A 24,343-nucleotide genomic window follows, 5' to 3' on the forward strand; every position below is an offset into this window, starting at 1 on the left:
GGCAGCACCCGGTCGTGCTGGCCGGGGCGTGGCAGGTGTTTCTTCGCCGCGTTCGGTGGCCGGTGCCGCGGTCCCGGCGCTCATCGCATTCCCAGCAGCGCGCAGCCGACCACATTGTCGCGATCGGCCGCAAGCACGGCGGCGACTCGCCCGCGTGCTTCGGGGGCCTGTTCGGCCGCGGCGAGGACCGCCGCGATCTGGAACGCCGCGCTCGCGGCACCGGCGTCGCCCCAGAGGTCCGCACCCGGCAACTCGCGCGGAGTAGCCCCGGAAAGCGGCAGCTCCGGCATCCCCGGAGGCGGGGAGACGGCCCAGAGGTCCGCAGCCGTGCATCCGGCCTTGTCCAGCGCGCGGGCGAGGCAGCGTGCGAGGGCCGTGGCCTGTTCACCGTCGCGGTAGACCCCGTGGGTGACGTCGAGTACTTCGGCGAGCACCGGCCCGGCCGCGGTGCAGGCGGGTTCGAGCAGCAGCACCGAACAGCCCTCGCCGAGCGGGAGCGGGGCGCCGGCGTGGTGTTCGAGCCAGGCGCGTTCCGGGGTGAGTTCCTCGGCGCCGCCGCAGAGTACCGACGCGGCCCGGCCGGAGGCGAGCAGGCGCATGGCGTAGCGCAGCGCGAACAGCCCGGCGACCCGCCCACCGGCGACGGTCACGTTGGGGCCCTTGAGTTCGTGCCAGATCGCGCATTGCGCGGCCGAGCTGTTCATGATGGCGTTCGGGATCCGCGCCGTGTCGATGTGGAACGGCCGTTCGCGGGTGAGCGTGTCGCGGGTGATGTCCATCATGCTCCGGGAACTGCCCGCGGTCGTGCCGAGGACCAGCGCCGCCTGCTCGCCGGTCGCGACGGGGCGGGCGTGCCCCGCCGTGGCGAGCAGGTCGCCGACCGCGGCGACGGCCAGAGCCGACACCCGGTCCATCGAGCGGGTTCCCTTGCGCCCCAGCACATCCCGGGTGACGAACCCGGGTACCTGCGCGGCCGGCCGGGACGGCTCGGGCCACGGGCCGGGCTCGGGCGGGGCCAGCGCGGGCGTGCCCGCCGCGACCCCGGCCGCGAACGGCGCCCGTCCGATGCCCAGCGGTGAGACCGCCGACCAGGCGGAGATGACGGGCGCGGTCACGAGCCCGTGCCCCGCAAAGCCCGGTCGATCCGGTCGTCCCAGGTCACGACGCGTGCCTGGTTGCCGTTCTCGACGACGCCGTAGCCGTGGGTGATGGCGCCGGTCGCCACCTGCACCAGGCGCCCTGCGCGCACGACGTGGCACTCCATTCGCGCGGTGTAGAGCAGGTTCTTGAAGATGCTCTCGACGGTGTAGACGGTGTAGAGGTCCTCTTCGAGCAGGGCTTCGCCGAGGATCTCGATCCGCGAGTGCGTCACCACCGGAATCCAGTTGCGTTCGGCGAGCTGCGCCGCGATGGAGATGTCGCGGTCGGCGACGAAGCGGTGCTTGGCCTCCTCCATCTGACGGAGGTAGGACGACATGTGCAGACGGTTGTAGAAATGCACGTACGGGTAGGGGATCCGGAACTTCCAGCCGTAGCCGTTGCGGCCCGCCAGCAGTTGCGTGAGTACCGGGTCGTCGTCGGTCGTGCCGCCCGAAACCAGCGCCGGGCCGGTCCCGGCGGGTACTGCTTCGCCCGGGGCGGGGTCGCCGATCGTGGGCACCGTGAACCGGTCGAGCACGGCGGGCGCGGGTGCCCGGGCCGGGAGGCGGCGGTCGTCCTCGTCCCGGCGGAGCACGGCCGTGACCGAAGCGGTGACGATCTTCTTCGGCCGGCTTTCGCGGTCGACGGTGATGGTGACCTCGAAGCGGAACGCGCGGTCCTCGTCCGTGGTCACCGGTTTCACTTCGAGCACGGCCTCGTCGTCGACGAACAGGCCGCCGCGCAGCCGGGCTTCGAGATCCACCACGTCGAAGCCGAGGCCGTACTGCTCGTAGAGCGCGCCGGCCGGCAGCCCGGCTCGCCGGAAATGCGCGAGCACGGCCTTTTCGACGAGGTAGTTGACATGCTTGAAACCGATGTAGGTCCCGATGTTGGCGCCTTCGTAGCCGGGCGTGAGCGTGACCGTGGTGGTCTCGCCGAGCACGTTCTTGACCGCGAGGTCGGTGTCAGTCATCAGATTCGCTCCAAGGGTGTCGGGTGGGGCGGCTTCCCGGCCGGTCCGGGGACCGGCACTGGTCGTTGCAGGAACTCGTCGAGCAGGTCCGCGAACTGTTCCGGTTGCTCGGTCATCGGAAAGTGGCCGGCGTCCTCGACCGTGCGCAGCGTCGCCGTGGGGAGCCGCTCGGCCAGCGCGGCGGCTTCAGCGGTGGCGGCGATACGGTCGCCGGTCCCGGAGACGACCAGTGCGGGCGCCGTCAGGTTCTCCGTGCGCAGCCACGGTGTGCGGAGGTAGGACTCGAAGAACCGCGCCCAGCCGTAGGGGCCGATGAACTCGCACAGCCGCTCGGCCATCGCCCGGTGCAGGACGGGCTTCGTCCGTGCGCCGGCCGCGAGCCGGATGCCCTCTTCCATGGCGAGCACGAACTTCTCCGGCAGGCCGGTCATCGTGGCCCAGTCGAAGTCTTCGGGCCGTGCGCGGAAGTAGGGCGAGACGAGCACGATCCCGCGGAGGTCGGGCGCGGCCGGTCCGCAGAGCAGGTCGAGCAGCAGCATGGCGGCGAAGGAGTGTCCCACGACGACGTCGGCCGGACCCTCGGCGGCCGCGAGCGTGTCGAGCGCTTCGGCCAGCCAGGCCGAGGGTTCCGCACGGTAGCCCCAGCCGGCCGGTCCGGTGCCGCGCCACGGCAGCTCGACCGCGAAGAACTCCGCCTGGTGCAAGGCTTTCCGGTGCGGTGCGAGCGCGCTCAGCTTGTCCCAGATGGACACGCTGTCGGCCATGCCGTGCAGGAGCAGCACGCGGGGGCCGCGGCCGGTGGTGAGCCGGTGGAGTACCACCGGGCGCGGCGTCATGCGGCGCTCCCGGCGGTGAGGACGACACCGGCCACGGCGTCGTCAGCATCTCCGGAGACCGCGTACACCGGCCCTTCGCCACCAGCGGCGAAGTGTCCGACGGCTGCGGCGCATTGCAGTACGCCGAGTGCTCCGGAGGCGTGCCCCCAGCGATCGGCGAGCGCGTGCCGTGGCACCCCGGGCAGGACGCCGGCAGGAGCGTCCTGCGGGGCGAACCAGGCCGCCGCGGTGCCGGTCAGCTCGGAGAGGCAGACTCCGAGCGATCCGGCGCGGGCGTACTGGCCGATTTCGGCGACCACGGTGGCCTCCCGTGCGCTGGCGGTGGCTGTCGTTTCGAGCACAAGCGCAGCCGCGCCGTCGAACGGAGACGCTTGGCCGGTGAGTCGCCGTACGACAGCGGTGCCCGGTTCGACCCCGACCACCAGCACGTGCCTGGCACGCCCGGAGGTGAGCAGGGTGACCGCCCAGTGCACTGCGTCGAGGCCAGACGGTTCACCGTTGCACAGCATCACATTCGGGCCGCGCAGTCCACATCGGATGGCCACTTCGGACGCGGTGACGTTGCTCGACAGCCGCGGGGCGAGGACGGGGCTGACGAGCCGGGTGCCGCGGTCCTCCGCGATTCCCGTGACGACCTCGCACACCGAGTCGAAGTTGCCGAAGTTCGAACTGACGACCACGGCGATCGAGCCGGCGGGCACCGTCAGTTGTGCGTTGACCGACGGCGCGCCCGGTCCTTGCCGCCGGGCGTCACCGAGCATCAGCCCGGCGGCGTTGAGCGCGTCGCGTGCCGCGCAGAGTGCGAGCTGCGTTGCACGGTCTTGGTAGCGCAGACCCTTCTTGCCGATCCGCGCGGCCGGGTCCACCGGCTCGGCTTCGGCGGCGGTCCCCGTGACCAGGTCGGTGGGCTGGTGCGCGCCGGGCACGGCCAGGCCGACGGCGGTGACGGCGGCGCTCATCGCCCCGCCGCCACGATCGCGACGGCGTTGACCCCGCCGAATCCGAAGGCGTTGACCTGCGCCAGCGCGAGGTTCGCCGCTTCGGGTGAGTTCCGGACGACCCGGAAGCCGGCGGCATCGTCGATCGGGTCGTCCAGCCCGATGGTCGGCGGGACGACGCTCTGGGTCATCGCCCGCAGCGCGACGATCAGGCTGTGCACCCCGGAAGCACCCGAGGTGTGGCCGGTCATCGACTTCATCGCGGTCATCAGCGTCTTTTCCGGGGCTGCGCCGAACACCGTGCGCATCGCCTCGGCCTCGGCGGCGTCGTTGGCGTGGGTTCCGGTGCCGTGCAGCATCACCAGGTCGATGTCTTCGGGTGCGGTGCCCGTTCGTTCGTGGGCTTCGCGGATGGCGGTGGCGATGTTCGCCGGATCCGGTGCCGTGGCGTGGCGGGCGTCGCAGTTGACCGCGGCTCCAAGTACCCGGCCGAGACCGCGTTCGGACGGATTTTCGTTCCGGCGCACCACGATCGCGGATGCGCCTTCCCCGAGGATCGTGCCCCTCCGATTGCGGTCGAACGGCCGCACGGTGTCCGGCGCCACCGACTGCAGCCGGTCGGCCATCCCGACCATGCTCTCGGTGATCGCGTCGACCCCGGCCACGACGACGGTCTCCGCGGCGCCGGAGGCCAGCAGGTCGGTGCCCAATGCGAGTGCGTAGATCGAGGCCGAGCAGGCGTTGGAGAACGTGTGGGTGTTCGTCGCGCCGAAGCGTTCCCGCAAAGCGGTGCCGAAGTGCAGACGTCCGGGGGACACCGGGACGCCGTCGCGGGCCCAGAGTTCGACCGAGCGCAGCTCACGCAGACCGGTGCCGACCAGCACGGGGATGTCGCCCAGCTGCTCGTCCAGCCCGGCTTCGGCGAGCGCCTGCGTGATCGCGTCCAACAGGAATGCAGTGGCCCGGCCGGATACGTCGCCACCGTCCCGGTTGTCGATTTCGAACAGCCGCTCGCCGGTGTAGAAGGAGCGGTCGAATCCGCGCATCGGTGCCAATCCGGACTTCCCCGCGCACAGGCTCTCGAAGATCTCGGCCGGTGAGCCGCCGATCGCGGCCACCGCGCCGGTGCCGATGATCGGCCGGCCACCAGCGGCGTTCACGCGGCCACCTCGTAACGGCCGAGGACGGTGACGGCGTTGTTGCCGCCGAAACCGAGCCCGTTGTTCTGCACGATCCGCAGGTCTGCTTCGACGGCGTGATTGGGCACGCAGTCGATCCGGCACTCGGGGTCGGTGCGGTCGTGGTTGATGGTCGGTGGGATGAACCGGTGGGTGATCGCCACGGCGCAGGCGATCGCGGCCAGCGCGCTCGCCGCGCCCATGGTGTGCCCGAGCATCGACTTGACCGACACCGCGGGTGGCGGCCGCTCGCCGTAGATCTCGCGGATCGCCTCCGCTTCGGTCACGTCGTTGGCCTTGGTGCCGGTGCCGTGCGCGGAGATGAGGTCGACCTCGTGCGGTGTGACACCGGCGTCTTCGAGCGCCAGCGCCATTACGCGGGCCACGCTGGCCTGGTCCGGCGCGACCTGGTGGTAGGCATCGCAGTTGAGCCCGTAGCCGAGGACTTCGGCGTGGATCCGGGCGCCGCGGGCCAGCGCCGAGTCCAGGCTTTCCAGCACCAGCATGCCGGCGCCTTCGCCGGTGAGGATGCCCAAGCGGTCGGCGTCGAAGGGACGGCACCGGTCGGGGGCGATCGTGCCCAGCCGGTAGAACCCGGCAAATGTCTTGCGGCACATGGCATCCGCTCCGCCGCAGAGGGCGAAGTCGACGTCGCCGGAGCGGATCGCGTCGCAGCCGTAGCCGATCGCGTAGTTCCCGGCGGCGCACGCCGTCGGGATCGTCACTGCCTCCACATCGGACAGTCCGAGCTCCAGCGCGACGGCCGCGGACAGCCGTCCGGCCCGCAGCCTGGACGCGACCGCGGGATCCATCGCGGAGGAGCCCCGTGCCAGCTCGGTCGCCACCAGCCCGTCGAGATCGTGCGACTCGCCGTCGGTAGTGCCGACCGACACCAGCCCGGCGCGCCCGGCGAGCGCGTCCGGGCCGAGGCCGGCGTCGTCCACGGCCATCCGCGCGGCCGACACGGCGAACCGGCTCGCCGGGCCGAGGCCGTCCAGCGGCAGTGCGCGGATCCAGGCCGCGGCGTCGAACTCGCCGAGGCCGCAGCCGGTGGAATGGTCGAAGCCGGTGGTGTCGAACGCCGTGATGGGCCCGGCGCCGCTGCGCCCGGCCCGCAGGCCCTCGGCGAACTCCCGGACGCCGGTTCCGATACTCGACAGCACACCGAGGCCGGTGACGACCACCCGCCTGCCGCCGGTCACAGACGACACCATGAACTCCCCGTCCTCGCGCCGTCGTTACTTCGCCCAGCCGGCGGTCTCGGACACGACGTCGTACACGCCTCGCAGGTGCGACATCCGGGCGAGTTCGGCCTGGTCGATGACGACCCCGAACTCCCGTTCCAGCGCGCCCAGGATCTCGATGGCACGCAGCGAGTCGGCGCCGTACTCCTCGGTGAAAAGGCCTTCGTCGGTGACCTCGTCCTCTTCGAGTTCGAGGATTTCGCAGACGATCTCCTTGATCTTCGCGAAATTCTTTTCCATGGTTTCGACCATGTCGGACCCCGTTCTCCCGTGCGGCGCGGAACTCTTTTCGACAACCCCGATTCCACTGGCGAGGGTGGTGTCCCGCAAGGTCGCGGACGGCACGGGACAGAACGAGACAGCCCCGCCACCTGCGCTGCTCCAGGATCCTCGGTTAGCCTGCGAACGCTCGTGGACGAAGGGCTGTGAAGGGGCCCTTCACGGACTCAGAGTCTGTGAAGGGCCCCTTCACAGCCTTGGTTTGGGTAGTCCGCGGGCATCGCGCCGGGCGGCGCCGCGGGAGATCGCGAGCGGATCCCAGCCTGGTGCTCGGGCGGGCAGTTTGGCGGGGTCGCCGAGCACCGTGCCCTGATGGACGTCGGCCAGCAGCGGTTTGCCGAGAATCTGTGCCACACAGGCCACTCCGCCGGCCATCACGCCGGTGACACCGCTGCCGTAACGGGTGCTCTGGCCGACGACGTGCAGTCCCCGGACCGCGGTGGCGGTGTCGGGCCGGGCTCCGGTGGTGCCCCAGTGCGCGAGGCCGAACAGGGTCCCGCCGGTCGACAGCGTGTAGCGCTCCTGGGTGAGCGGGGTGGCGAGTTCCAGATGCGTGATGTGGTCCCGGAACGGGCCCAGCACGCGCTCGCCGGCCCGGACGACCGCGTCGGTGAAGCGCCGTTTTTCCGCCAGGTAAGCGGGTTCGCGCCGGTACCGGACGCCGTCGGCGGGTCCCCGCGGCACGCCCCAGTGCTGGTGGCCGGGCGGGCACATCGTCATCAGCTGGAAGTTCGCGTGTCCGGGTGGGCAGAGATTCGGCGAGCCGGGATCCTTGAGCGAGGCGAACGAGAGGAACAGGAACCGGATGTCCGACGGCTGCGCACCGGCGTGCAGGCCGCGGTAGAGACTGTCGATGTCCTCGTCGTCGTACCACCAGATGTTCGCTTCCCGCCGCCGCGCCAGTTCGCGGTCGAGTGCTATGTAGACCGTCGCGAAGGGGAGGCCCATCGTCGCTTCCCGGGTGGACTTGGCGATTCGCGGGCCGAAGTGTTCCGCACCAGCGAGTTCCAAGACCGTGCGCCGGTAGTCGGCGTTGGAGATCACCAGCGGCGCGGTGATTACCTCCCCATCGGCCAAACACACCCCGGTGACGGTCCGGTTCACGATGTCGATCTTCGTGACGCGTGCCTTGGTGCGCAGCTCTCCGCCATGGGCCTCGAGTACCTCCACCAGCGTCGCGGCCAGCTGCTGCCCGCCGCCTGCCGGGAAGTAGGCGCCACGCAGGTAATGGTCGGTCACCGCGGCGTGGACGGTCACCGTGGCGACCTCCGGCGCCATGCCGTAGTTCGGCGACTGTGCGGCCAGCACGGTACGGGCGCGAGTGGACAGTCCACAGTGGTCAAACAAATCGGACAGTCGCTTTCGGCACCAAGCTTGTACGGTCCGGGTTCCGGCGGCGACTTCCGCGAGTGACGCGCCGGCCAGCAAGGCCCAGCGCTGTTCTTCGCCGATCGCGCGGCAGACGCCGGCAAAAGTGCGCAGACCTTCGACGTCCCCGGGCAGCGCTCGTTCCAGCCGCGCGAGATACTCGTCCCAGTCCGCCGGTACGTCCAAGGTCAGGCCCGGCAGTACGATCTGGTCGAAGCAGTCTCGGTCCAGCTCCCGGAACTGTACGCGGTCGCGGGCGCCGAGCCCGGCCAGGATCGCCGGGATGATCCCGTCCGGTCCGCAGTCGCCGAGGTAGTGCACGCCGACGTCGAACTCGTAGGCGCGGCGGCGCCGGAAGACGTGGCTGTTACCGCCGGCCCAGTCGTGCTGTTCGAGCACGAGTACGCGCCGTCCCGTGACGGCGAGATAAGCCGCGGCGGTCAGTCCGCCGAGCCCGCCGCCCACGACGATCGCGTCCCACGACTGTTCGCCGGCGGTCACGGTGCACTCACCGTGATCGGCGCCGGGCGGCGGAGCCGCAGCAACGCACAGCCGAGCGACCCATCGTGGTCGACCGCGGTCACCAGGGCCAACCGCCCGGCGAGCGCGGAATCGTCTTCGGCGGCGGTGAGCACGGCGAGAATCTGGAACGTGGCGGCTGCGGCGGAGGTGTCCCCGATCAGTGTCGCGCAGGGCAGCCGCTCGGGATGATGGTCACCGAACAGCTCGGCGAGGGCTTCGTCCGCCGCGCGGTCCGTGGCCAGTACGCCGATGTCTCCGGGTTTCGCGCCAGCCTTCTCCAGCGCACGGCGCATGCACGACAGCAGGATCGGACCGGCGTCGGCTGCTTCGTGCACTCCGAACTCCAGCGCCACGACGTCGGCCAAGCCGTCGTGGGCGCCGGGCGGTTCCAGCCGCAGCATTGCCGCTCCCTCGCCCAGTACGGTGCCGTCCTGGCTCAACTGGGCGCGGGCGGCGGAGTATTCCTCGGCGGCGCCGCAGAGGAGCGTGCCTGCCCGGCCGCCGGCTTGCAGCCGTCGCGCGTAGTTCAGCGCGAGCAGACCGGAGACGCGGCCACCGGCCACCGTCGCGTTTGGACCCTTGAGCTGGTGCCAGATCGCACACTGGCCCGCGGCGCAGTTCATCACCGTGCTGGGGAACCGGGCCGCGTCGACGTAGAACGGCCTTTCGCTCTCAAGGGAACTCCGAGTGAAGTCCATTGTGGACTGTACGCTGCCAGTGGTGCCCAGTACCAGACCCGCGGTGGACAGCCCGGTGGTGAGTTCGCCGGTCACGGCGACCGACAGGGCGGTCACGCGGTCCATCGAGCGGGTGCCTTTCTTGCCGAGCACGGCCCTGGCGTCGAAGCCGGGGACCAGCCCCGGAACCGGGACCCCGGCGCGTATCCCGGCGCGGAAAGCGTCCGCGCCTGCGCCGAACGGGGAGAACGCGGACCAGGCGGTGATGACAGGGTTCACGCGGCGACTCCCTCGTACCGGCCGAATACGACGACGGAGTTGTTGCCGCCGAAGGCGAGTCCGTTGTTCTGCACGATCCGCAGGTCCGCGGCCACCGCCTGGTTCGGCACGCAGTCGAGGCCGCATTCCGGGTCGGTCTCGACGTGGTTGACGGTTGGCGGGATGAAGCCGTGTTCCAGCGCCAATGTGCAGCCGATCGCGGCCAGCGCGCTCGCCGCGCCCATGGCGTGCCCGAGCATCGACTTCATCGACACCGTCCGAGGTGGACGGTCGCCGAAAACCTCGTGAATCGCCCCGGCTTCCGTGCGGTCGTTGGCCTGCGTGCCCGTGCCGTGCGCCGAGACGAGGTCGACCTCTCGCGGTTGGACGCCCGCGTCGGCCAAAGCCAGCCGCATGCAGTCGGCGACGCTTTCCTGGAGCGGCGCGACCGGGTGGTGGGCGTCGCAGTTGAGCCCGTACCCGAGGACCTCGGCATGGATCCCAGCCCCGCGGGCCAGCGCGGAGGCGAGGCTTTCCAGCACGAGCATTCCGGCGCCCTCGCTGGTGAGGATCCCTTTCCGGCTGACGTCGAACGGCCGGCAGCAGTCCGGGGCAATGGTGCCGAGCCGGTAGAAGCCGGCGAATGTCTTGAGGCACGCGGCGTCCGCGCCACCGCAGAAGGCCAGATCCGCTTCACCGGCCCGGATCGCGTCGAAACCATAACCGATCGCGTAATTCCCGGCCGCGCAGGCAGTCGGCACGGTCATTGCTTCGACGTCGGTCACTGCGAATTCGCGGGCAACCGACGTCGCCAGCCGGGCAGGCGAGGCGCGGCGCGCGACCGCGAGATCGGTGTCGCCGGCGACCAGCCGGTCAAGATCGCGGGTCTCGCCGTCGGTGGTGCCGACCGAGACCAGGACGTGGCCCGCGGTCAGCTCTCGTGGGGTCAGCCGGGCGTCGGCCACGGCCATCCGGGCCGCGGCGACGGCGAACCGCGCCGCCGGACCCAGTTCGACCGGATCGAGCCGCTCGATCCAGCGTTCCGGCTCGAAACCGGTCACTTCGCACCCGTTCGCGTGGTCGAAACCGGTGGTGTCGAACGCGGTGATCGGACCGGCGCCCCTGCGACCCGCCCGCAACCCGGCGAGGAACTCGGCGGTGCCGACGCCGATGCTGGAAATCGCGCCGGCACCGGTGATCACCACCCGGCGCGCGGGGTCCGTCTTCGGTTGTCCAGTCACGAAACGACCGTCCTCTCTCGCCGTCGACCTGCTTCAGCGTCGAAGCGCGGCGGGTCGTCCCGCAAGCGGGGGACAGCACGGGACGGAACGAGACAGCGCCCGAAGCGCCTGCGCGAAAGTCCGTGAAGGTCCGTGAAGGTCTGTGAAGGGGCCCTTCACGGACTCAGAGTCTGTGAAGGGCCCCTTCACAGACCTTGGTCCGGCACACCACGAGGTGGTCGCGCATCTCGAACACCTCCGCCGCGCGCTGCTGGCACACCGCGGCTGCACGCCGGCGCCACCCCGCAGGGCGAGGGGCTTTCACGCGCTCTGCACCAGTTGGCTTTCCTGGTCGCCGCGGGACTGTCCGAAGAGGACGCGCAGACGGCGATGCTCACCACCGGCCATTTCACCGTGGGGAGCGTGCTGGAGGAACAAGCCGGTGATTCCGGAGGCACCCCGGACGAGGCGGGGCATCCTGCGCCGGATCCCGCTTTGGTGTTCGATCACGGACTGGCGCTGATCATCGATGGCCTGGCGCGACGAACCCGTTCCGCAACCGCACGGCGCCGTTGAGCCGGACCCGGCACGTCGAGCTGATCAACCGCCCCCGTGCGCCGGAACCCCTACATGCGGTGGTGCAGCAGCAGCAATCTCCAGCGCATGCAAAACCGCGACCCGCCCCGCGCCAAGCCGGACAGCATTCGCCAGGTGCAGCCGTAAACCGGGCAGATACCGATGCCCCGGCGTGGCATCCGTCGCCATGGACATCAGTTCCTTCGTCAATCCCCGAACAGCTCCCGTCCGCCAAGGAACCGAGCAGTACTCGAAGAACGCGTCGTAAGCCTCGGGGGACAGACGTAGCAGCGCGTCCAGAAAGCCCGGTAGTTCGCGTTCGAAATCGGCCCAGTACGGGTCGGTGCCCTGCCGCCGGTCCTTCAGGGCCCTGCGGTCCGGGTCCAGCGGGCCGTCCAGTGGAGCGCCGCGTTCGCCGAGCGCCTGTGCGACGCGCCGGGAACCTTCCATCAGTGTGTGCACGCCGAGGCCGGAGACGACGACGAGGGTTTCGTGGATCTGCGCGGGCGTCGCGCCGGCGTCGAAGGCGAGGTGGATCGCGTCGTCGATGCCGCGGCCGTCCAGCGCGGTGACCGAGGCGCGCACGGCGAGGCCGATCAGCGACGCGGTGAGCGGGTCGAGGCCGGCGCCATCCGGGACGCCGGTGAGCAAACGCTGTGCTTCGGCGCGGAGGTCGGCGAGGGAAACCGTCATGCGTCGCGGGGAACCAGGGGAACGCGACCGTGGCGTGTTCGGCGGTGAGCAGGTCCAGCGCGCGGCCGGGGTCGAAATGCCGGTCGGTGAGGAAAGTGCCGCCGCTGCCGATCGAACCGAGAAACGACGCGAGCGCGGCGATGTGGAACAACGGCCCGGCCGCCCAGGTCACGTCGTGCTCCCCGGTGCCGAGACGGTACTTCGCGCGCTCGACCGGGCCGCGGGTCACGGCTTCGTGGGAGAGCAGGCATCCCTTCGGGCTGGCCGTCGTGCCCGAGGTGTACAGCATCGCGCCGACATCGCGTACGCGGACGCGGCTGCGCATCTGTTCCACCACTTCGCCATCCGAGCGCGCGGCAAGCTCGTCGAACTGCTGGCGATCGAGACAGCCTGGACGATCGTGACCGGCGAGCAGGACGACCGTCCGCAGCTTCGGGGACGCCGAGAGCCGGAGCCGCACGGGGTCGGTCGCGTCGGCGAGTCCGGGGAGTCCTTCCTGGAGGGTTCCGACGAAGTCGGTGTGCTGATCCTGCCCGGCGGTGGTGAGGACGGCGACGAGATCGGCGTTCTCCGCGATGTAGCCCAGTTCGGCCGCCTTGTGCCGGGCATTCAGCGGAACGATCACCGCGCCCAGGCAGACGATGCCGAAGAATCCTTCGACGTACTCGATCGAGTTCGCGGCGAGCAGGCCGACGCGGTCGCCGCGCCGCACACCGAGCGCATACAGGCCGCGCGCGACATGGCGGGCGCGCCGTTCGAGTTCGGCGAAGGTGTAGCGCGCGCCGGGCAGGACCAGCGCGGTGCGGTCCCCGTGGCGCCGGGCCGAACCGGCCAGAAGGTCGGCGATGGTGGACACCTCGGTGGTGAAGCCCGATTCGGGCCGGGGCTCGGACGTCATGAACGGCTCCTCGCTGTCCGCCGGGAAACGGTTCCCGGAAGGGTGGTCGCCCGGACCACGCACGGCGCGCACCCGTACGCGGACTGCGGAAAATACGGTGGTAAAGTCCGGCTATGGCTTCTCCTGCGCGCCGTCCGCCGGCGGTCTCCGGGAGTGGATTGGCGCAGCGCCGGCGCAGCGCACAGGCCGAGGGCAGCCCCGCGTATCTGGCCAAGCGCAGCGAACTGCTCGAAATAGCGGGCGACGTGTTCAAGGAAAAGGGCTTCGAAGCCGCCACCCTGAACGACATAGCCACCCGCTTCGGCACCGACCGCGCCGCCATCTACTACTACTTCGGCAGCAAGGACGAGCTCTTCCAGGAGGTCTTCCAGGCCACCGCGAAGACCGTCCTCGACGAGAACCTCGCCGAGGCGACCCGGATCGCCGACCTCGAGATCACCGCGCACGAAAAACTCCGGAAACTGATCGAACTGCAGATCACCTCTTATGAAGTGAACTACCCGTATGTGTACGTTTACATTCAAGAGGACATGGGGAAAGTCGCGTTCCAGTCGACGCCGTGGGCCAAGGAGATGGTCCGCAAGACCCGCCGGTTCGAAGCGATCGTCACCGAGGTCATCACCGCCGGGGTCCGCGGCGGGGAGTTCCGCGGCGATCTCGCCGTGCCGGTGGTGGTGAAGGCCCTCTTCGGCATGATCAACTGGACCTACCGGTGGTTCCGGCCGGGCGACCGCAAATACAGCGCCCAGCAGACCATCGACACCTTCTCGGCGATCTTCTTCGACGGCCTGCACCACCACGGCTGACCCGCGGCGATGCCCGGCGAGCGACGCGCGCCCGCCGGGCATCCGGCTCAGCGCGGCAGGTCGGCGGGCGCGGGATCCGCGCCGGGCCAGCGGGCCCGGTTCGGCGCGGTCAGCGAGGTGCCGACCTCGTCCCACGGTCCGACATGGATGATCGCCATCTCCCGGGTCTTGATCTGCCAGCCCTCGGCGGTGCGCACGTAGGTGTCGTAGTAGCGCACCGCGCCGTACACCGTGGTGCCGCCTCGCGCGAGTTCCAGATGCGCCCCGACGACACCGTCGGCGTGGTCGTCGTCGGTGAAGGTGAGCAGCGTGGTGTTCTGCGTGTGCACCGTGACGCCCATGTTCTGCCGGTCGGCCTGGATGAACTTCACGACGGACTCGCGGTCGTCGCCGCCCGGGAACGCGCCCGCCGAGAACGAGCCGTCCTCGGCGAAGGACGCGCCGAGCGTCTCCCAGTCGTCGTCATCCGCGGCCAGGAAATACTTGAGTACCAGGTCTTCGATGGCGGCCCGGTCCTCCAGGCGACTTACGCTCGCGTAGATACCGTCGTGATGCCGCTCACCGCAGAGCGAAAGGGGTGCCATGATCGAGCTGGAGTCCGTCACCGGTGATCCGGTGCAGCTGCGCCGTGCCTACGGGTGTTTCCCGAGCGGGGTCACCGCGGTGTGCGCGTGGGCGGGCGGGGTCCCGGTGGGGATCGCCGCGAGTTCCTTCACCTCGGTGTCGGTGGATCCGCCACTGGTCTCCCTGTGCGTGCAGAACTCTTCGACGACCTGGCCGCGGCTGCGCACGGCGCCGCGGCTCGGGGTCAGCGTGCTCGGCCAGGACCAGAACGGCGCGGTCGCCTGGCTGGACTGCTCGATCCACTCGGAGGTCCCCGCCGGGGACCACGCGATCGTCCTGCTGCGGATCCACGCACTGCGTGCCGAACCGGACGACGCGCCGCTGGTGTTCCACGGCAGCCGGTTCCGGCAGCTGGCGGCGGTCTGAAATGGACCCGATCGAATACGCGCTGGCCGAACTCGCCCGTGGCCGCCCGGTCGTGGTGGCCGACGGCGAGGATCGGGAGAACGAAGGCGACCTGATCGTGGCCGCCGACCGGGTCACGACCGAGACGATGGCCTTCATCGTGCGGCACAGCAGTGGTTTCGTCTGCGTCGCGTTGCCGGACGCGGAGTGTGCCCGCCTGGCGCTGCCGCCGATGTACCACTCGAACAACGACCATTTCGGCACCGCCTACCGGGTCACCGTGGACGCGGCGTCCGGCGTCAGCACCGGCATTTCGGCCCGGGACCGTGCGCGCACCGCGCGGGTGCTGGCCGACCCGGCGACCCGGCCGGGCGATCTGACCCGTCCCGGGCACGTGGTGCCGCTGGCCGCCCGTCCGGGCGGCGTGCTCGAACGGCCCGGCCACACCGAGGCCGCCGTGGACCTCGCGCGGCTTGCCGGGCTCCGGCCGGCGGGTGTGCTGTGCGAGGTGGTCAGCGAGCGTGACCCGAGCCGGATGGCCCGGCGTCCGGAGCTGGCGGCGTTCGCGGCCGAGCACGGTCTTGCGTTGATCACCATCGACAGCCTCGTCGCGTTCCGCCGGGCTACCGAGGCGGCGGCCGAGCGGGTTGTCGGTGTGCGCCTGCCCACCGGGTCCGGGGTACTGCGGACAGTCGGCTACCGGGGGCTGCCCGACGGTGCCGAGCACGTGGCGCTGGTGGCCGGCGCGAGTGACGGCCGGGACATTCCGGTACACGTTCACGTGGAGTGCGTGCCTGGCGACGTCTTCGGGTCGAATGGCTGTGACTGCGCCGCGCGGCTCGATGCCGCGGTGCGGGAGGTGACCGCGGCCCGGCGGGGAATCGTCGTCTACTTGCGACCCCGCGTCGGCGATCCGCTGCGGGGCCTGTTCGACGAGCGGCACCGGGTGGGCTGCGGCCCTGCGGAACTGGCGGTGGCGGCGTCGATCCTGACCGATCTCGGCGTGACGTCTTTGCGGCACCTGCAGAACCCGGTCGCGGTCCGGGGCGGTCTCGACGCCGCCTTCGCCGCCGCCGTCCGCCGGGAGGCCGCCGAGGCACCGGGCGCGGTCGCGTGAGCGGTGGTCGTCCCCCGAATTCTCAGATCAGCAAGGAGTACAGGTGAAATTCAGCCTCATGCAGACCGGCGTCATCGGCCGCCGGCACGAACTCGAAGCCGGGATGGCGGGCCAGCGGCCCGAGCTGTACCAACGCTTTCTCGAAGAGATGCGGGGATACATCCGGCTCGCGGACGAACTCGGCTACGACGCCTACTGCTCGCCCGAGCACCACTTGCAGATCGAGGGTTTCGAGATCACCAACCACCCCGGCATGCTCGGTGCCTACGTCGGGCTGCACGCCAAACGGCTGAAGGCCGGGCTGCTGGGATACGTGCTGCCTACGCACAATCCGGTGCGCGTCGCCGAGGAGATCGCCACCCTCGATCACATGCTGCAGGGCCGGCTGATCGTCGGATTCACGCGCGGATACCACGCCCGCTGGGTCGACGCCTACGCTTCCTTTCGCGGGGTCGGCGCCACGAACGTGCAGCACGCGAAGGCCAAGAACGAGCAGGACGCGATCAACCGGGAGATCTTCGAGGAGTCCGTCCAGATCGTGAAGCAGGCGTGGGAGAACTCCACCTTCTCCCACAAGGGGAAGTACTGGGAATACCCGCCGGCGGGTGGCTCCGCCGGACACCCGGGTTACGCGGAATTCGGTGCCGGGCAGGACGAGAACGGCATCGTGCGGGAGATCGGCATCGCGCCGAGGCCCTTCACCAATCCGCATCCCAAGGTCTACGGCGCGTTCGCCTACTCCATGCGAACCGTGGACATGTGGGCTCGCGAAGGCGGGAAACAGATCGTGTTCGCCAACGATCTCGACTTCTGCGAGGCGCTGTGGAAGCGCTACGCCGAGACCGCGCGGAAGGCCGGCCGCGACGTGCCGCGCGAGGAGATCGGGGCGTGGGGCGGCTTTCTCATCCTGACCGATTCAAAGGAGGAGGCCCAGGCGCTGGAGGCCGAGCACCGCTGGTTCTGGGAGAAGTGGTTCATCCCGCACGGCCAGCAGTTCCCCAACGTGCTGATCGGCACCCCGGACGACATCTCCCGCCAGATCGAACAGGCCCACGACCGCCTCGGCTTCACCGAGTGCTTCCTGATGTTCGGCCAGGGGCACCTCGAACCCGGCCGGCAGAACGAGGAACTCGTCCGGTTCGCCGAAGAGGTCGCGCCGCGGTTCGCCACCAAGGATCCGGACGGGACGCTGGCCTGAGCCCGTCCGCGCGCCGGGTGAGATTCGGGAGGTGCCACCGACTTCCAGCGAGAGCAACGAAAAGCGGCCGTCGGCCGGTGTCCGTACCCATCAGGAAATCGCGAGTTCACGGGAGAACACGAGATCATGAAGTGTGGCATATTCCACGTTCCGTACATGAAGCCGAGCCGCTCCCCGCGGGAAGTCTTCGACTATTCGGTGCTGATCGCGCGCGAAGCCGATCAGGCCGGGTTCGCCGATTTCATGATCGGTGAGCACGCAACGCAGGCCTGGGAGAGCGTGCCCAACCCGGAGATCGTCATCGGCGCCTGCGCCCGCGAGACCGAGCGCATGCGGTTCGCGCCGATGGCGCACCTGCTCGGGCTGCACAACCCGGGTTCGCTGGCGATCCAGGTCGGCTGGCTGTCCCAGGTGCTGGAGGGCCGGTACTTCCTCGGCGTCGGACCGGGTGCCTACCCGCGCGACGCGATCCTGCGTGGCCAGCCCGAAGACCTCTCCGAAGCCCGCCCGCGGCGGGACGAGGCGCTGAACATCATGGAGAAGATCTGGGCGCGCAAGCCGTTTCGCCACGAGGGTGAGTTCTTCACCGCCGGGTTCCCGGAGGAGAACGAGGCGGACGAGGCCGGCGGCGAGTACCACATGATGCCGGACTTCTCCCCGTGGCAGGGCCCGGAGAACCTGGAAATCGCGATGACCGCGTTGTCCTTCGGTTCGGCGTCGATGAAATACTGCGGTGCCAACAACTTCTCGCCGATCTCGTTCTTCGGCGGGCTGGAAGTCGGCAAGTCGCACTGGGAAAAGTACGTGGAAGGGCAGCTGGAGAAGGGCTTCACACCCGACCGCATGCGATTCCGGATGTGCCGCGACGTCGTGGTCGCCGACACCGACGCGGAGGCGAAGCGAATCGCGCTGGAAGGCGGGCTCGGCACCTGCTGGGAGAACTACCTGGTCCCGGTCTACAAGGAGTTCAAGATCCTGCAGGGCTACATCGACGATTCGGGCACCCGGATCGACCTGGCGGACCTGGACATGGACTGGATCGCCGAGCACGTGTGGATCTGCGGCTCGCCCGAGACCGTCACCGAGAAACTGCAGCACATGAACGACGCGATGGGCGGCATGGGCCAGATCGTGGTGAACACCCACGACTACTCCGACGACCCCAAGCCGTGGATCGAGTCGATGCACCGCATCGCCAAAGAGGTCGTGCCGAACATCAAGGACGTCACCGCGCCGGTGGCCTGATCCGCACAGCCCGTGGGGTGCCGGTCCGGACCGGCACCCCACGGCCCGTGGGTTGTCCCGCTGCCTGGGCTTGTCAGGTGTCGACCCATGACGCAGGTACGCTGGGTTTGTTCAGGTCGTATCAGCGAGCATCAGCATCGAGCCGTCGTCCCAATACAGGCTTGCCGGTGCAGGACTCCATTGCGGTCGATCGGGACCTCGGCCGATCCACACGACGGTTGGCGCCGTGGCGGAGTCGCCCAGCTCGGCGATAGCCAGTCGGGTCCTTCCCCGGACGACGGCGATGTCACCGGTGTGCTGCTTCAGCGCGTCGGCCACGCGATATGCCCGACCTGTCGTCGGCCCGCTCGGTATCGCGGCGTGTCTTGTGCTTCCCCGCCGTTTGAAGAGCCGGGTCAGTCCCCAGATCGCCACAAAGGGCCAGGTGATGGCGGAGAACACCTCGATGAAGAACTCCGCGACACAACCGACGGGGCCGTCCTCCCGGGAGACCCTCCGTTCCCGTTCGACACGACGGTCTCGCCGCGCACCGACCGTGACCCGGCCCATGCCGGTCACCTGTACAGACTCGTGCCAGGCCGCTTCAAAATGCCGCTGGATCTGCGAGATCAGTGTTTGGTCCATCAGCCCACCCAGGAGACGGTGTCGAAGATGTCGAGTGCCAGCACGGCCACGTGCTCCCAGTCCTGCCAGTTGTTCGAACACACAGCGACCATGGCGATCGAAGTGCCCTTCGGGTCGGGTATCCAGGCGGTCACCTGTCGTCGCAGGACGTGCACCTCGACACCATCCGCATCATCGCCGTGCAGGATCGTCTTGTTCTCCCGAACCGTGACGACCGCTGTTCCAGCGGGGAGACTGAGCGTCCTCGTTGAACCAGCTTCGGTCGACTCGTGCGTCTGGAGCAGCCCCTCGATGGCAACGTCGACCGACTCGTGCTCCGAGGGGATGCAGGAGCTGGCCAGGATCGGCATGATCGGCCGGTCTGGGGCGTCCGGCGAGCGATAGATCGCGATTGCCGCATAGTCGATACCCTGGGAGCCCATGGTTTCGCCATACAGGGCGTAGGTGTTGGCGAGCATTGCCGCGTTGCTGTCGTCCGCGGCCAGTCCGAATGCGTTGGCTACTCGACGGTCGAGTTCGTGTTTCTCGGTTCCGTCCACGTCGATGTCGTCGACCGGCAGCTCGACGAAGCCGTCCGGCACGGTGAAGGTGAACTCGCGCGTCATGGTGTCGCCTTCCCCGTCGCGACACGATCGAAGATCTGACCAGCGGACTGCGTTGGCCGCCCGTTCACCACGTCACCGACGAAGTCCTTCGCCGAATCTTCCGCACGCGCGATGTAGGGCTCGGCCACCCATTTACCGCCCATGATGGCCCCTTTCTCCATCGCGCCCCAGGCTGCGGCACCAGCTGCTCCGGCGCTGTGCTCCATCTTGAGGATGGGGCCGCCGACCCATTTGTCGAACTTGGTTCCCCAGCCCAGGGCACTCTGGATAAGCCCCTCGTCGTGCAGGACGGCACCGACATCTGAGGGTCAGGTGGAGGCGTCGGCCCACTCGAAGGTACCGAAGATCCCGTGAGCCAGGTCGACCACGTGTGCCCAGTCTTCGGTGTTGTTGCTGGTCACCGCGAGACCGAGAATCACCTTCGTGCCGGGAATCCACGCTGTGATCGCGTGCTCGGCGATCTTCACGGTGTCCTCACCGACCGAGATGCTGCCGGGTGTGACGGACTGCGCAACCACCGCCGGGCCGACCGGGAGTTCCACAATCTCCACCGGCCCGCTCGCGGTGCTGCGATGCACCTCGTCCAAGCCGGCGATCGCCACATTGGTCGACGTGTGGTCGGACTCCAGGCAGAAGCAGTTGACCAACGCCATGATCGGCAGGTTCGGATCCTCCGGTGAGCGGAAGAACCCGGCCGCGGTGTAGCTGGAACCACCAGCCTCGGCCGCCGCAGCCGTCGTGGCAAGCATGACTGTTGCCTCAGCGAGCCCTTGATCTATTTCCGTATCTGCTCCCAAACCGAACAAGGTAGCCAATTCGGCAGCGAGGGTACGGAAACGTGATTCGTCAATCTCTGCCAGCGGCATTTTCAGAAAACCCACGGGAAGAAACAATGAAAATTCTCGCCGCGTTGCAGTCGATGATCCTCGGACATGATCTACCATCTTCCCAAGTCTACTGACCATGGCGATTCGGGCCAAGATATCGGACAATTCGATTGTACTGATCGTCGGTCAGGTAGATTGACAGGACTGCAAGTTCTGGCCAATCAACGTCGAGACGACGTTCAGCAGCGGGCCCGACAACAATCATCGAACCTGGAGGAGTCTCCCAGATGACCCGCGGTTGCCCACTTGTGTGTTTTGCGTCCAGAAACGCCAAATGTGAACCAGAAATAGCCAGCACCAGGTTCCTGCCGGCCACCTTGAGGGTGTCGACTGCATCTATCGTCCGGGGATTCTTGACTTTACTGGAGAGCTTTATTGTGCCGGGTTTTTCGGGTCGATCCTTCGTTATCCCAAACTCATCAGCCAGGTAGCGACCGATTCCTATCAAGATCATAACAGGGAAGAGGGTCATGTAGCCGACGACTTTCCACCGAGTCCACGCTATCGTCGTATTTCTTCCCGGGGCGAATATCAGGAACTTCCATCGCCTAAACGAAAAAGAGTCAACGGGCTCGCGCCACTGTCGCCCAAGGAAATCTCGGATTTTGAGTTCGTCCGTCGAACTTGCGGGGTCTGCGGTATTCATCGTGCGAACTAACCCTTCCCGGTGATCTTGTCAGTCCCATAGTGAATACCCTCTTTGGCGCCTTGGCTGAACACCCCCTGGACGACAGTACCTGTCACTATCCCAGCGGCGGTAAACGCCCTTCGCGATCCTCGGCCGTACAACATGATCTTGAACCGGTCGCGACCGGCGTTCCCAGCTTCCGCGGGCCGGCACCAGCCCGGATCGACGCTGCCGGTCCGCGGATCCCGCCGCTACTTCACGGTGAACCCGGCGTCGACCGGAAGGGTCACCCCGGTCACGTACCGGCCGTCGTCGCTGACCAGATACAGGATCGCGTTGCTGATGTCCACCGGTTCGACCAGGCCGACCGGCATGAGGTTCGCGGCCATCGACGCGGCCTGCGGGTTCTCCTCCAGATAGCGGCCGATGACCTCGTTCTCCACCATCGGCGTGGCGACCCCGGTCGGATGCACCGTGTTGACCCGGATCCCGTGCGGGGAAAGCCAATTCGCGAAGCTGCGCATCAGCCCGACGACCCCGTGCTTGGCCGCGGCGTAGCCGTGCACGCCGCCGTTCGCGTCGCCGCCGCGTCCGGACAGGCCCTGCGTCGAGCTGGTCAGCACGATCGCCCCGCCGGCGCCGCGGTCCACCATGTCCTGTGCTGCCACGTAGACGGTGTTCCACACGCCGACGAGGTTCACCCCGATCATGTCGTTGAACGACTGCACCGGGTCGACCTCCTTCGTACCCAGCATGCAGACCGCCGCGTTGCCCAGCACGATGTCGACCGGGCCGAGCGCGGCCACGCCCGCGCGATAGGCCGCGCTGAGCGCGGGGAAGTCGCGCACGTCGGCCTGCTCGGGGTGGATCCGCCGCCCGGTGGCCTGGACCAGCCGCACCGTTTCGTCCATATCGGACTGCCGGGCCATCGGGTAGTCGACCGTGCCGAGGTCGGTCAGCCAGTCGAGGGCGATGATGTCCGCGCCCTCCCGCGCCAGCCGGACCGCGTGGCTGCGGCCCTGTCCGCGTGCGGCCCCGGTGATGAACGCGACCTTGCCCTCCAGCTTGCCCATGCTCTCGTCTCCTTTGGCGAGTCCCATCAATCTACGCAGGTGTAGACTAGATGCTGACCGATACTCTGCATATACTGATGCTCCATCATTTACGAAGGTGTAGATGCGCGCGGCAGGCGTGGGCATCGGGAAGGATCGTCGTGCGGGCTTGGCAGTTCATCGGTTTCGGATGTCAGCGTCCGCCAGGCTCTCCCGCAGGAAAAGCTGTGAAGGGACCCTTCACAGCCCTCTCCGCCGTCCGTGAAGGGGCCCTTCACAGACTTTCGGCGCGAATTCCTCGGCTGCCGCGCAGACTGCGGTGGAATCCGAGCGTGACCGCGCCCAGCAGCAGCCACGGTGCCCGGCCGGCGACGGTGACCAGCGCGACCAGGCTCGGCCGGTCGGTCAGCGATGCCGCGAGCAGGGGCAGCGCCGCGTAACGCAGACCGTCGCCGGTGCCGCTGATGGCAGCGGCGGCGAGCAGCCGATGGAACGCGGCCGGCAGTGGCCCCGTGCGGCTCTGGGCGCCCGATGCCTTCGCGCCGGTCATGCCGCAATACCGGTCACGCGTGCGCCTCTACCTGCGCCGGCACGCTCCCGGTGAGCACGAAACTGTCCCGGATCTCGTACATCATCCGCGCCGTCACCTGGCGGCCGGCAATGCGTTGCTCAGGGTGCGCGGGCCGCATCGCGGACACCGAGTGCCGGGTGTAGGACTCGGTGGTGAGCCGCCGGTAGCCGTGCGAGGAGACCCCCGGGGCGAGCGAGTAATCCGTCCACAGCAGGAACGGGTAACCGTGCTCGGGCGGGATGTCCGGGGAGGCCCAGTCGGCGGGCCCCGGCTCGGCTCGCAGGTCCAGGGCCAGGTCGCCGGCCTGGAGCACCAGCCCGTCCGTCCCGGCTTGCGGGGCGGCGAACACCTTGTGGAAACCCAGCAGATAGCCGCGGATCAGCGAGTGCTCGTTGTCGACGAAAGTGACGACGGGGAACAGGAAATCCTCGCCGCCCCAGTGCACGGGCACCTTGACGATCGTCTCGGCGAACCGGATCGAGTGCTGCGCCGACGTGGTCGACTCGACCTGCGAGGTGGTCACGACGAACCGGCGGGCCACCAGCCGTTCGATCAGGTCCGCCGGGACCCCGGGCCCGGCCAGCGCGCGGAAGTCGACCGGGTCGGGTTCGTCGAACAGCAGGGAACGGCCGGTGCAGGAGAAGACGTTCGGGAATCGGATGGACACGGGGCGGCTCCAGGGTCTCGGATCAGCGAGCGGACGGCCAGTTCACGGCGGTGTAGTCGACCTCGCCGCCGAATCTCCGCTCCGCCTCGCCGAAGCGGGCTCGCACGACGTCGAACAGCTCGTCCGGCCGTGGCATGATCGCCTCGGCGTGACCGAGGTCCTTGCGCATGTGCCGCAGGGCGAAGTCCAGCTCGTCCGGCGCCCCGGGCAGCATCTTGTCCAGCTTGCTGGCGCAGACCAGGGCCATCCACCCGTCACTGGCGATGATCCGCTGGGCGACCGGGAAATCCGGGCCGAGCAGCTCCTCCAGCGGCGGCACGAACGAACTCAGCGTGGCCAACATCGTGGCGCCCCAGGCGTTGTAGAGCAGCTTGAACCGGGTCGGATGTCCCGGCTCGCGGAAGTCGTACCGGGTGCGGACGAACAGCTTCAGCACCTGGTCGATACGCTCGTCGGAGCCGCTCGCGTGCACGAACGCCGAGAGCGTGCCCGATTCCGCGCCGCTGCGGCTCCCGGTGACCGGGCACTCCACGCTGACGCCGCCGGAGGACCGGATCAGTTCGTGCCACCACAGCACCTGGGCCAGGCCCAGCGTGGTCAGCTCGATACAGACCGCGCCCGCGGCCACGGCCGCGCCGATCGGCTCCAGCGACCAGAATTCCCGGCTCCGGTCGTCGTTCTCGAAACACCCCACGATGACATCCGGGCGCAGCGTGGACAGGCCGTCCTCGGACACGCAGCGCACGTCCGGTACGGGGGAGTGGGCGGCATGCCTGCTGTGCAGCGCGACGGTGTGCCCGGGGTGACCGGCCAGGTGCGCCAGAATTCCCCGGGTCATCACGCCGAGCCCGCTCACCAGTACCGTCGTATCCCTCACCGGACGCCGTCGTCCCCGGCGACGGCGCCGAGGATCTGGTCCTTCAGATCACCGGCCACGACCATGTTCTTGTACACCAGCGCACTGTCCGGAATGGACACTCCGAGCTCGTCCTCGATGGTGGTGATGAGCTCGACCACGCCGATCGAATCGATGCCGAGGTCGTCGAGGATCCGGGAATCCCGGCGGATTTCCACGCTGCCGTCCACGTCCGCGGCCGCGCGCATCTTCAGGTCGATGAAATCGGCGAGTTCCTGCCGTTGCACGATCGGTGCTCCTTTCCGTTGGCCGCCGGCG

28 protein-coding genes and 1 pseudogene are annotated in these 24,343 nt (G+C 68.8%); 6 read left to right on the forward strand and 23 right to left on the reverse strand.

What is annotated here, in order from left to right; all coding sequences use genetic code 11:
* Positions 1 to 80: 80 nt before the first annotated feature.
* The 10 genes from ATK36_RS25150 to ATK36_RS25195 all read right to left on the reverse strand — a co-directional run bounded on the left by ATK36_RS25150 (position 81) and on the right by ATK36_RS25195 (position 10,654).
* Positions 81 to 1,115: a beta-ketoacyl synthase N-terminal-like domain-containing protein gene (locus tag ATK36_RS25150; RefSeq protein ID WP_098513743.1), complete on the reverse strand. Its 1,035-nt coding sequence runs from the start codon at positions 1,113 to 1,115 to the stop codon at positions 81 to 83.
* Entirely contained in the window at positions 1,112 to 2,113 is a 1,002-nt protein-coding gene (locus tag ATK36_RS25155) for an acyl-CoA thioesterase family protein (RefSeq protein WP_098513744.1), read from the reverse strand. The genes ATK36_RS25150 and ATK36_RS25155 overlap by 4 nt, the downstream gene beginning before the upstream one ends.
* Positions 2,113 to 2,949, reverse strand: coding sequence for an alpha/beta fold hydrolase (locus ATK36_RS25160; RefSeq protein WP_098513745.1), 837 nt, complete (start codon positions 2,947 to 2,949; stop codon positions 2,113 to 2,115). The genes ATK36_RS25155 and ATK36_RS25160 overlap by 1 nt, the downstream gene beginning before the upstream one ends.
* Positions 2,946 to 3,908 carry a beta-ketoacyl synthase N-terminal-like domain-containing protein gene (locus tag ATK36_RS25165; protein ID WP_098513746.1) on the reverse strand — a complete coding sequence of 321 codons (963 nt, stop codon included), beginning with the start codon at positions 3,906 to 3,908 and terminating at the stop codon, positions 2,946 to 2,948. The genes ATK36_RS25160 and ATK36_RS25165 overlap by 4 nt, the downstream gene beginning before the upstream one ends.
* A complete protein-coding gene (locus ATK36_RS25170; protein WP_098513747.1) occupies positions 3,905 to 5,047 on the reverse strand; it encodes a beta-ketoacyl synthase N-terminal-like domain-containing protein in 1,143 nt (380 codons plus the stop codon). Before ATK36_RS25170 ends, ATK36_RS25165 begins: the two co-directional genes overlap by 4 nt.
* Positions 5,044 to 6,279: a beta-ketoacyl-[acyl-carrier-protein] synthase family protein gene (locus ATK36_RS25175; RefSeq protein WP_098513748.1), complete on the reverse strand. Its 1,236-nt coding sequence runs from the start codon at positions 6,277 to 6,279 to the stop codon at positions 5,044 to 5,046. Before ATK36_RS25175 ends, ATK36_RS25170 begins: the two co-directional genes overlap by 4 nt.
* Positions 6,280 to 6,303: 24 nt before the next feature.
* Positions 6,304 to 6,549 carry an acyl carrier protein gene (locus ATK36_RS25180; RefSeq protein ID WP_245915130.1) on the reverse strand — a complete coding sequence of 82 codons (246 nt, stop codon included), beginning with the start codon at positions 6,547 to 6,549 and terminating at the stop codon, positions 6,304 to 6,306.
* Positions 6,550 to 6,777: 228 nt separating this feature from the next.
* A complete protein-coding gene (locus ATK36_RS25185; protein ID WP_098513750.1) occupies positions 6,778 to 8,457 on the reverse strand; it encodes a phytoene desaturase family protein in 1,680 nt (559 codons plus the stop codon).
* Positions 8,454 to 9,434 carry a beta-ketoacyl synthase N-terminal-like domain-containing protein gene (locus ATK36_RS25190; RefSeq protein WP_098513751.1) on the reverse strand — a complete coding sequence of 327 codons (981 nt, stop codon included), beginning with the start codon at positions 9,432 to 9,434 and terminating at the stop codon, positions 8,454 to 8,456. The genes ATK36_RS25185 and ATK36_RS25190 overlap by 4 nt, the downstream gene beginning before the upstream one ends.
* The gene (locus tag ATK36_RS25195) at positions 9,431 to 10,654 is read right to left on the reverse strand and encodes a beta-ketoacyl-[acyl-carrier-protein] synthase family protein (RefSeq protein WP_245915132.1); all 1,224 of its coding nucleotides are present in this window, start codon (positions 10,652 to 10,654) and stop codon (positions 9,431 to 9,433) included. Before ATK36_RS25195 ends, ATK36_RS25190 begins: the two co-directional genes overlap by 4 nt.
* 132 nt (positions 10,655 to 10,786) lie before the next feature.
* On the opposite strand from ATK36_RS25195, the gene ATK36_RS34280 reads away from it, so the two are divergent.
* Positions 10,787 to 11,209: a TetR/AcrR family transcriptional regulator C-terminal domain-containing protein gene (locus tag ATK36_RS34280; RefSeq protein ID WP_098513752.1), complete on the forward strand. Its 423-nt coding sequence runs from the start codon at positions 10,787 to 10,789 to the stop codon at positions 11,207 to 11,209.
* A 24-nt stretch (positions 11,210 to 11,233) separates the two neighbouring features.
* On the opposite strand, the gene ATK36_RS25205 is transcribed toward ATK36_RS34280, so the two are convergent.
* Positions 11,234 to 11,902 carry a carboxymuconolactone decarboxylase family protein gene (locus ATK36_RS25205; RefSeq protein WP_098513753.1) on the reverse strand — a complete coding sequence of 223 codons (669 nt, stop codon included), beginning with the start codon at positions 11,900 to 11,902 and terminating at the stop codon, positions 11,234 to 11,236.
* A gap of 79 nt (positions 11,903 to 11,981) precedes the next feature.
* Positions 11,982 to 12,800, reverse strand: a pseudogene (locus tag ATK36_RS34845) (AMP-binding protein); the annotation flags it as partial.
* Positions 12,801 to 12,958: 158 nt separating this feature from the next.
* On the opposite strand from ATK36_RS34845, the gene ATK36_RS25215 reads away from it, so the two are divergent.
* Positions 12,959 to 13,606: a TetR/AcrR family transcriptional regulator gene (locus tag ATK36_RS25215; protein ID WP_245915140.1), complete on the forward strand. Its 648-nt coding sequence runs from the start codon at positions 12,959 to 12,961 to the stop codon at positions 13,604 to 13,606.
* 47 nt (positions 13,607 to 13,653) lie between these two features.
* On the opposite strand, the gene ATK36_RS25220 is transcribed toward ATK36_RS25215, so the two are convergent.
* Entirely contained in the window at positions 13,654 to 14,211 is a 558-nt protein-coding gene (locus tag ATK36_RS25220; protein WP_245915142.1) for a nuclear transport factor 2 family protein, read from the reverse strand.
* On the opposite strand from ATK36_RS25220, the gene ATK36_RS25225 reads away from it, so the two are divergent.
* The 4 genes from ATK36_RS25225 to ATK36_RS25240 all read left to right on the forward strand — a co-directional run bounded on the left by ATK36_RS25225 (position 14,189) and on the right by ATK36_RS25240 (position 18,135).
* Positions 14,189 to 14,596: a flavin reductase family protein gene (locus ATK36_RS25225; protein WP_098513756.1), complete on the forward strand. Its 408-nt coding sequence runs from the start codon at positions 14,189 to 14,191 to the stop codon at positions 14,594 to 14,596. The two genes, ATK36_RS25220 and ATK36_RS25225, sit on opposite strands and share 23 nt — an antisense overlap.
* A gap of 1 nt (position 14,597) precedes the next feature.
* On the forward strand, positions 14,598 to 15,692 hold the full coding sequence (ribB, locus tag ATK36_RS25230; protein WP_098513757.1) for a 3,4-dihydroxy-2-butanone-4-phosphate synthase: 1,095 nt from the start codon (positions 14,598 to 14,600) through the stop codon (positions 15,690 to 15,692).
* A 43-nt stretch (positions 15,693 to 15,735) separates the two neighbouring features.
* Positions 15,736 to 16,890: an LLM class flavin-dependent oxidoreductase gene (locus tag ATK36_RS25235; RefSeq protein WP_098513758.1), complete on the forward strand. Its 1,155-nt coding sequence runs from the start codon at positions 15,736 to 15,738 to the stop codon at positions 16,888 to 16,890.
* A 126-nt stretch (positions 16,891 to 17,016) separates the two neighbouring features.
* Entirely contained in the window at positions 17,017 to 18,135 is a 1,119-nt protein-coding gene (locus ATK36_RS25240) for an LLM class flavin-dependent oxidoreductase (protein WP_098513759.1), read from the forward strand.
* 111 nt (positions 18,136 to 18,246) lie between these two features.
* Here the strand turns inward: ATK36_RS25240 and ATK36_RS25245 are convergent, their stop codons facing one another.
* From ATK36_RS25245 to ATK36_RS25280, 10 genes are all read right to left on the reverse strand, one after another.
* Positions 18,247 to 18,759, reverse strand: coding sequence for a hypothetical protein (locus ATK36_RS25245; RefSeq protein ID WP_098513760.1), 513 nt, complete (start codon positions 18,757 to 18,759; stop codon positions 18,247 to 18,249).
* Complete coding sequence (locus ATK36_RS25250; protein ID WP_098513761.1) at positions 18,759 to 19,364, reverse strand: hypothetical protein; 606 nt, start codon at positions 19,362 to 19,364, stop codon at positions 18,759 to 18,761. Before ATK36_RS25250 ends, ATK36_RS25245 begins: the two co-directional genes overlap by 1 nt.
* Positions 19,361 to 19,570 carry a hypothetical protein gene (locus tag ATK36_RS31670; protein WP_141544528.1) on the reverse strand — a complete coding sequence of 70 codons (210 nt, stop codon included), beginning with the start codon at positions 19,568 to 19,570 and terminating at the stop codon, positions 19,361 to 19,363. The genes ATK36_RS25250 and ATK36_RS31670 overlap by 4 nt, the downstream gene beginning before the upstream one ends.
* 102 nt (positions 19,571 to 19,672) lie before the next feature.
* Positions 19,673 to 20,308 (reverse strand): hypothetical protein, encoded by a 636-nt coding sequence (locus tag ATK36_RS25255; RefSeq protein ID WP_141544529.1) that lies wholly within the window; start codon positions 20,306 to 20,308, stop codon positions 19,673 to 19,675.
* Between the two features lie 10 nt (positions 20,309 to 20,318).
* On the reverse strand, positions 20,319 to 20,723 hold the full coding sequence (locus tag ATK36_RS31675) for a hypothetical protein (protein ID WP_141544530.1): 405 nt from the start codon (positions 20,721 to 20,723) through the stop codon (positions 20,319 to 20,321).
* Positions 20,724 to 21,130: 407 nt separating this feature from the next.
* Complete coding sequence (locus ATK36_RS25260) at positions 21,131 to 21,952, reverse strand: mycofactocin-coupled SDR family oxidoreductase (protein WP_098513763.1); 822 nt, start codon at positions 21,950 to 21,952, stop codon at positions 21,131 to 21,133.
* Between the two features lie 253 nt (positions 21,953 to 22,205).
* Positions 22,206 to 22,481, reverse strand: coding sequence for a hypothetical protein (locus ATK36_RS25265; protein ID WP_098513764.1), 276 nt, complete (start codon positions 22,479 to 22,481; stop codon positions 22,206 to 22,208).
* Positions 22,482 to 22,494: 13 nt separating this feature from the next.
* Positions 22,495 to 23,169, reverse strand: a complete 675-nt coding sequence (locus tag ATK36_RS25270) for an acetoacetate decarboxylase family protein (RefSeq protein WP_098513765.1) — start codon at positions 23,167 to 23,169, stop codon at positions 22,495 to 22,497.
* Positions 23,170 to 23,191: 22 nt separating this feature from the next.
* Complete coding sequence (locus tag ATK36_RS25275; RefSeq protein WP_141544531.1) at positions 23,192 to 24,046, reverse strand: NAD(P)-binding domain-containing protein; 855 nt, start codon at positions 24,044 to 24,046, stop codon at positions 23,192 to 23,194.
* A complete protein-coding gene (locus tag ATK36_RS25280; RefSeq protein WP_211291947.1) occupies positions 24,043 to 24,312 on the reverse strand; it encodes a phosphopantetheine-binding protein in 270 nt (89 codons plus the stop codon). The genes ATK36_RS25275 and ATK36_RS25280 overlap by 4 nt, the downstream gene beginning before the upstream one ends.
* Positions 24,313 to 24,343: the final 31 nt, after the last annotated feature.

Source organism: Amycolatopsis sulphurea (assembly GCF_002564045.1).
GTDB classification, from domain to species: Bacteria; Actinomycetota; Actinomycetes; order Mycobacteriales; family Pseudonocardiaceae; genus Amycolatopsis; species Amycolatopsis sulphurea.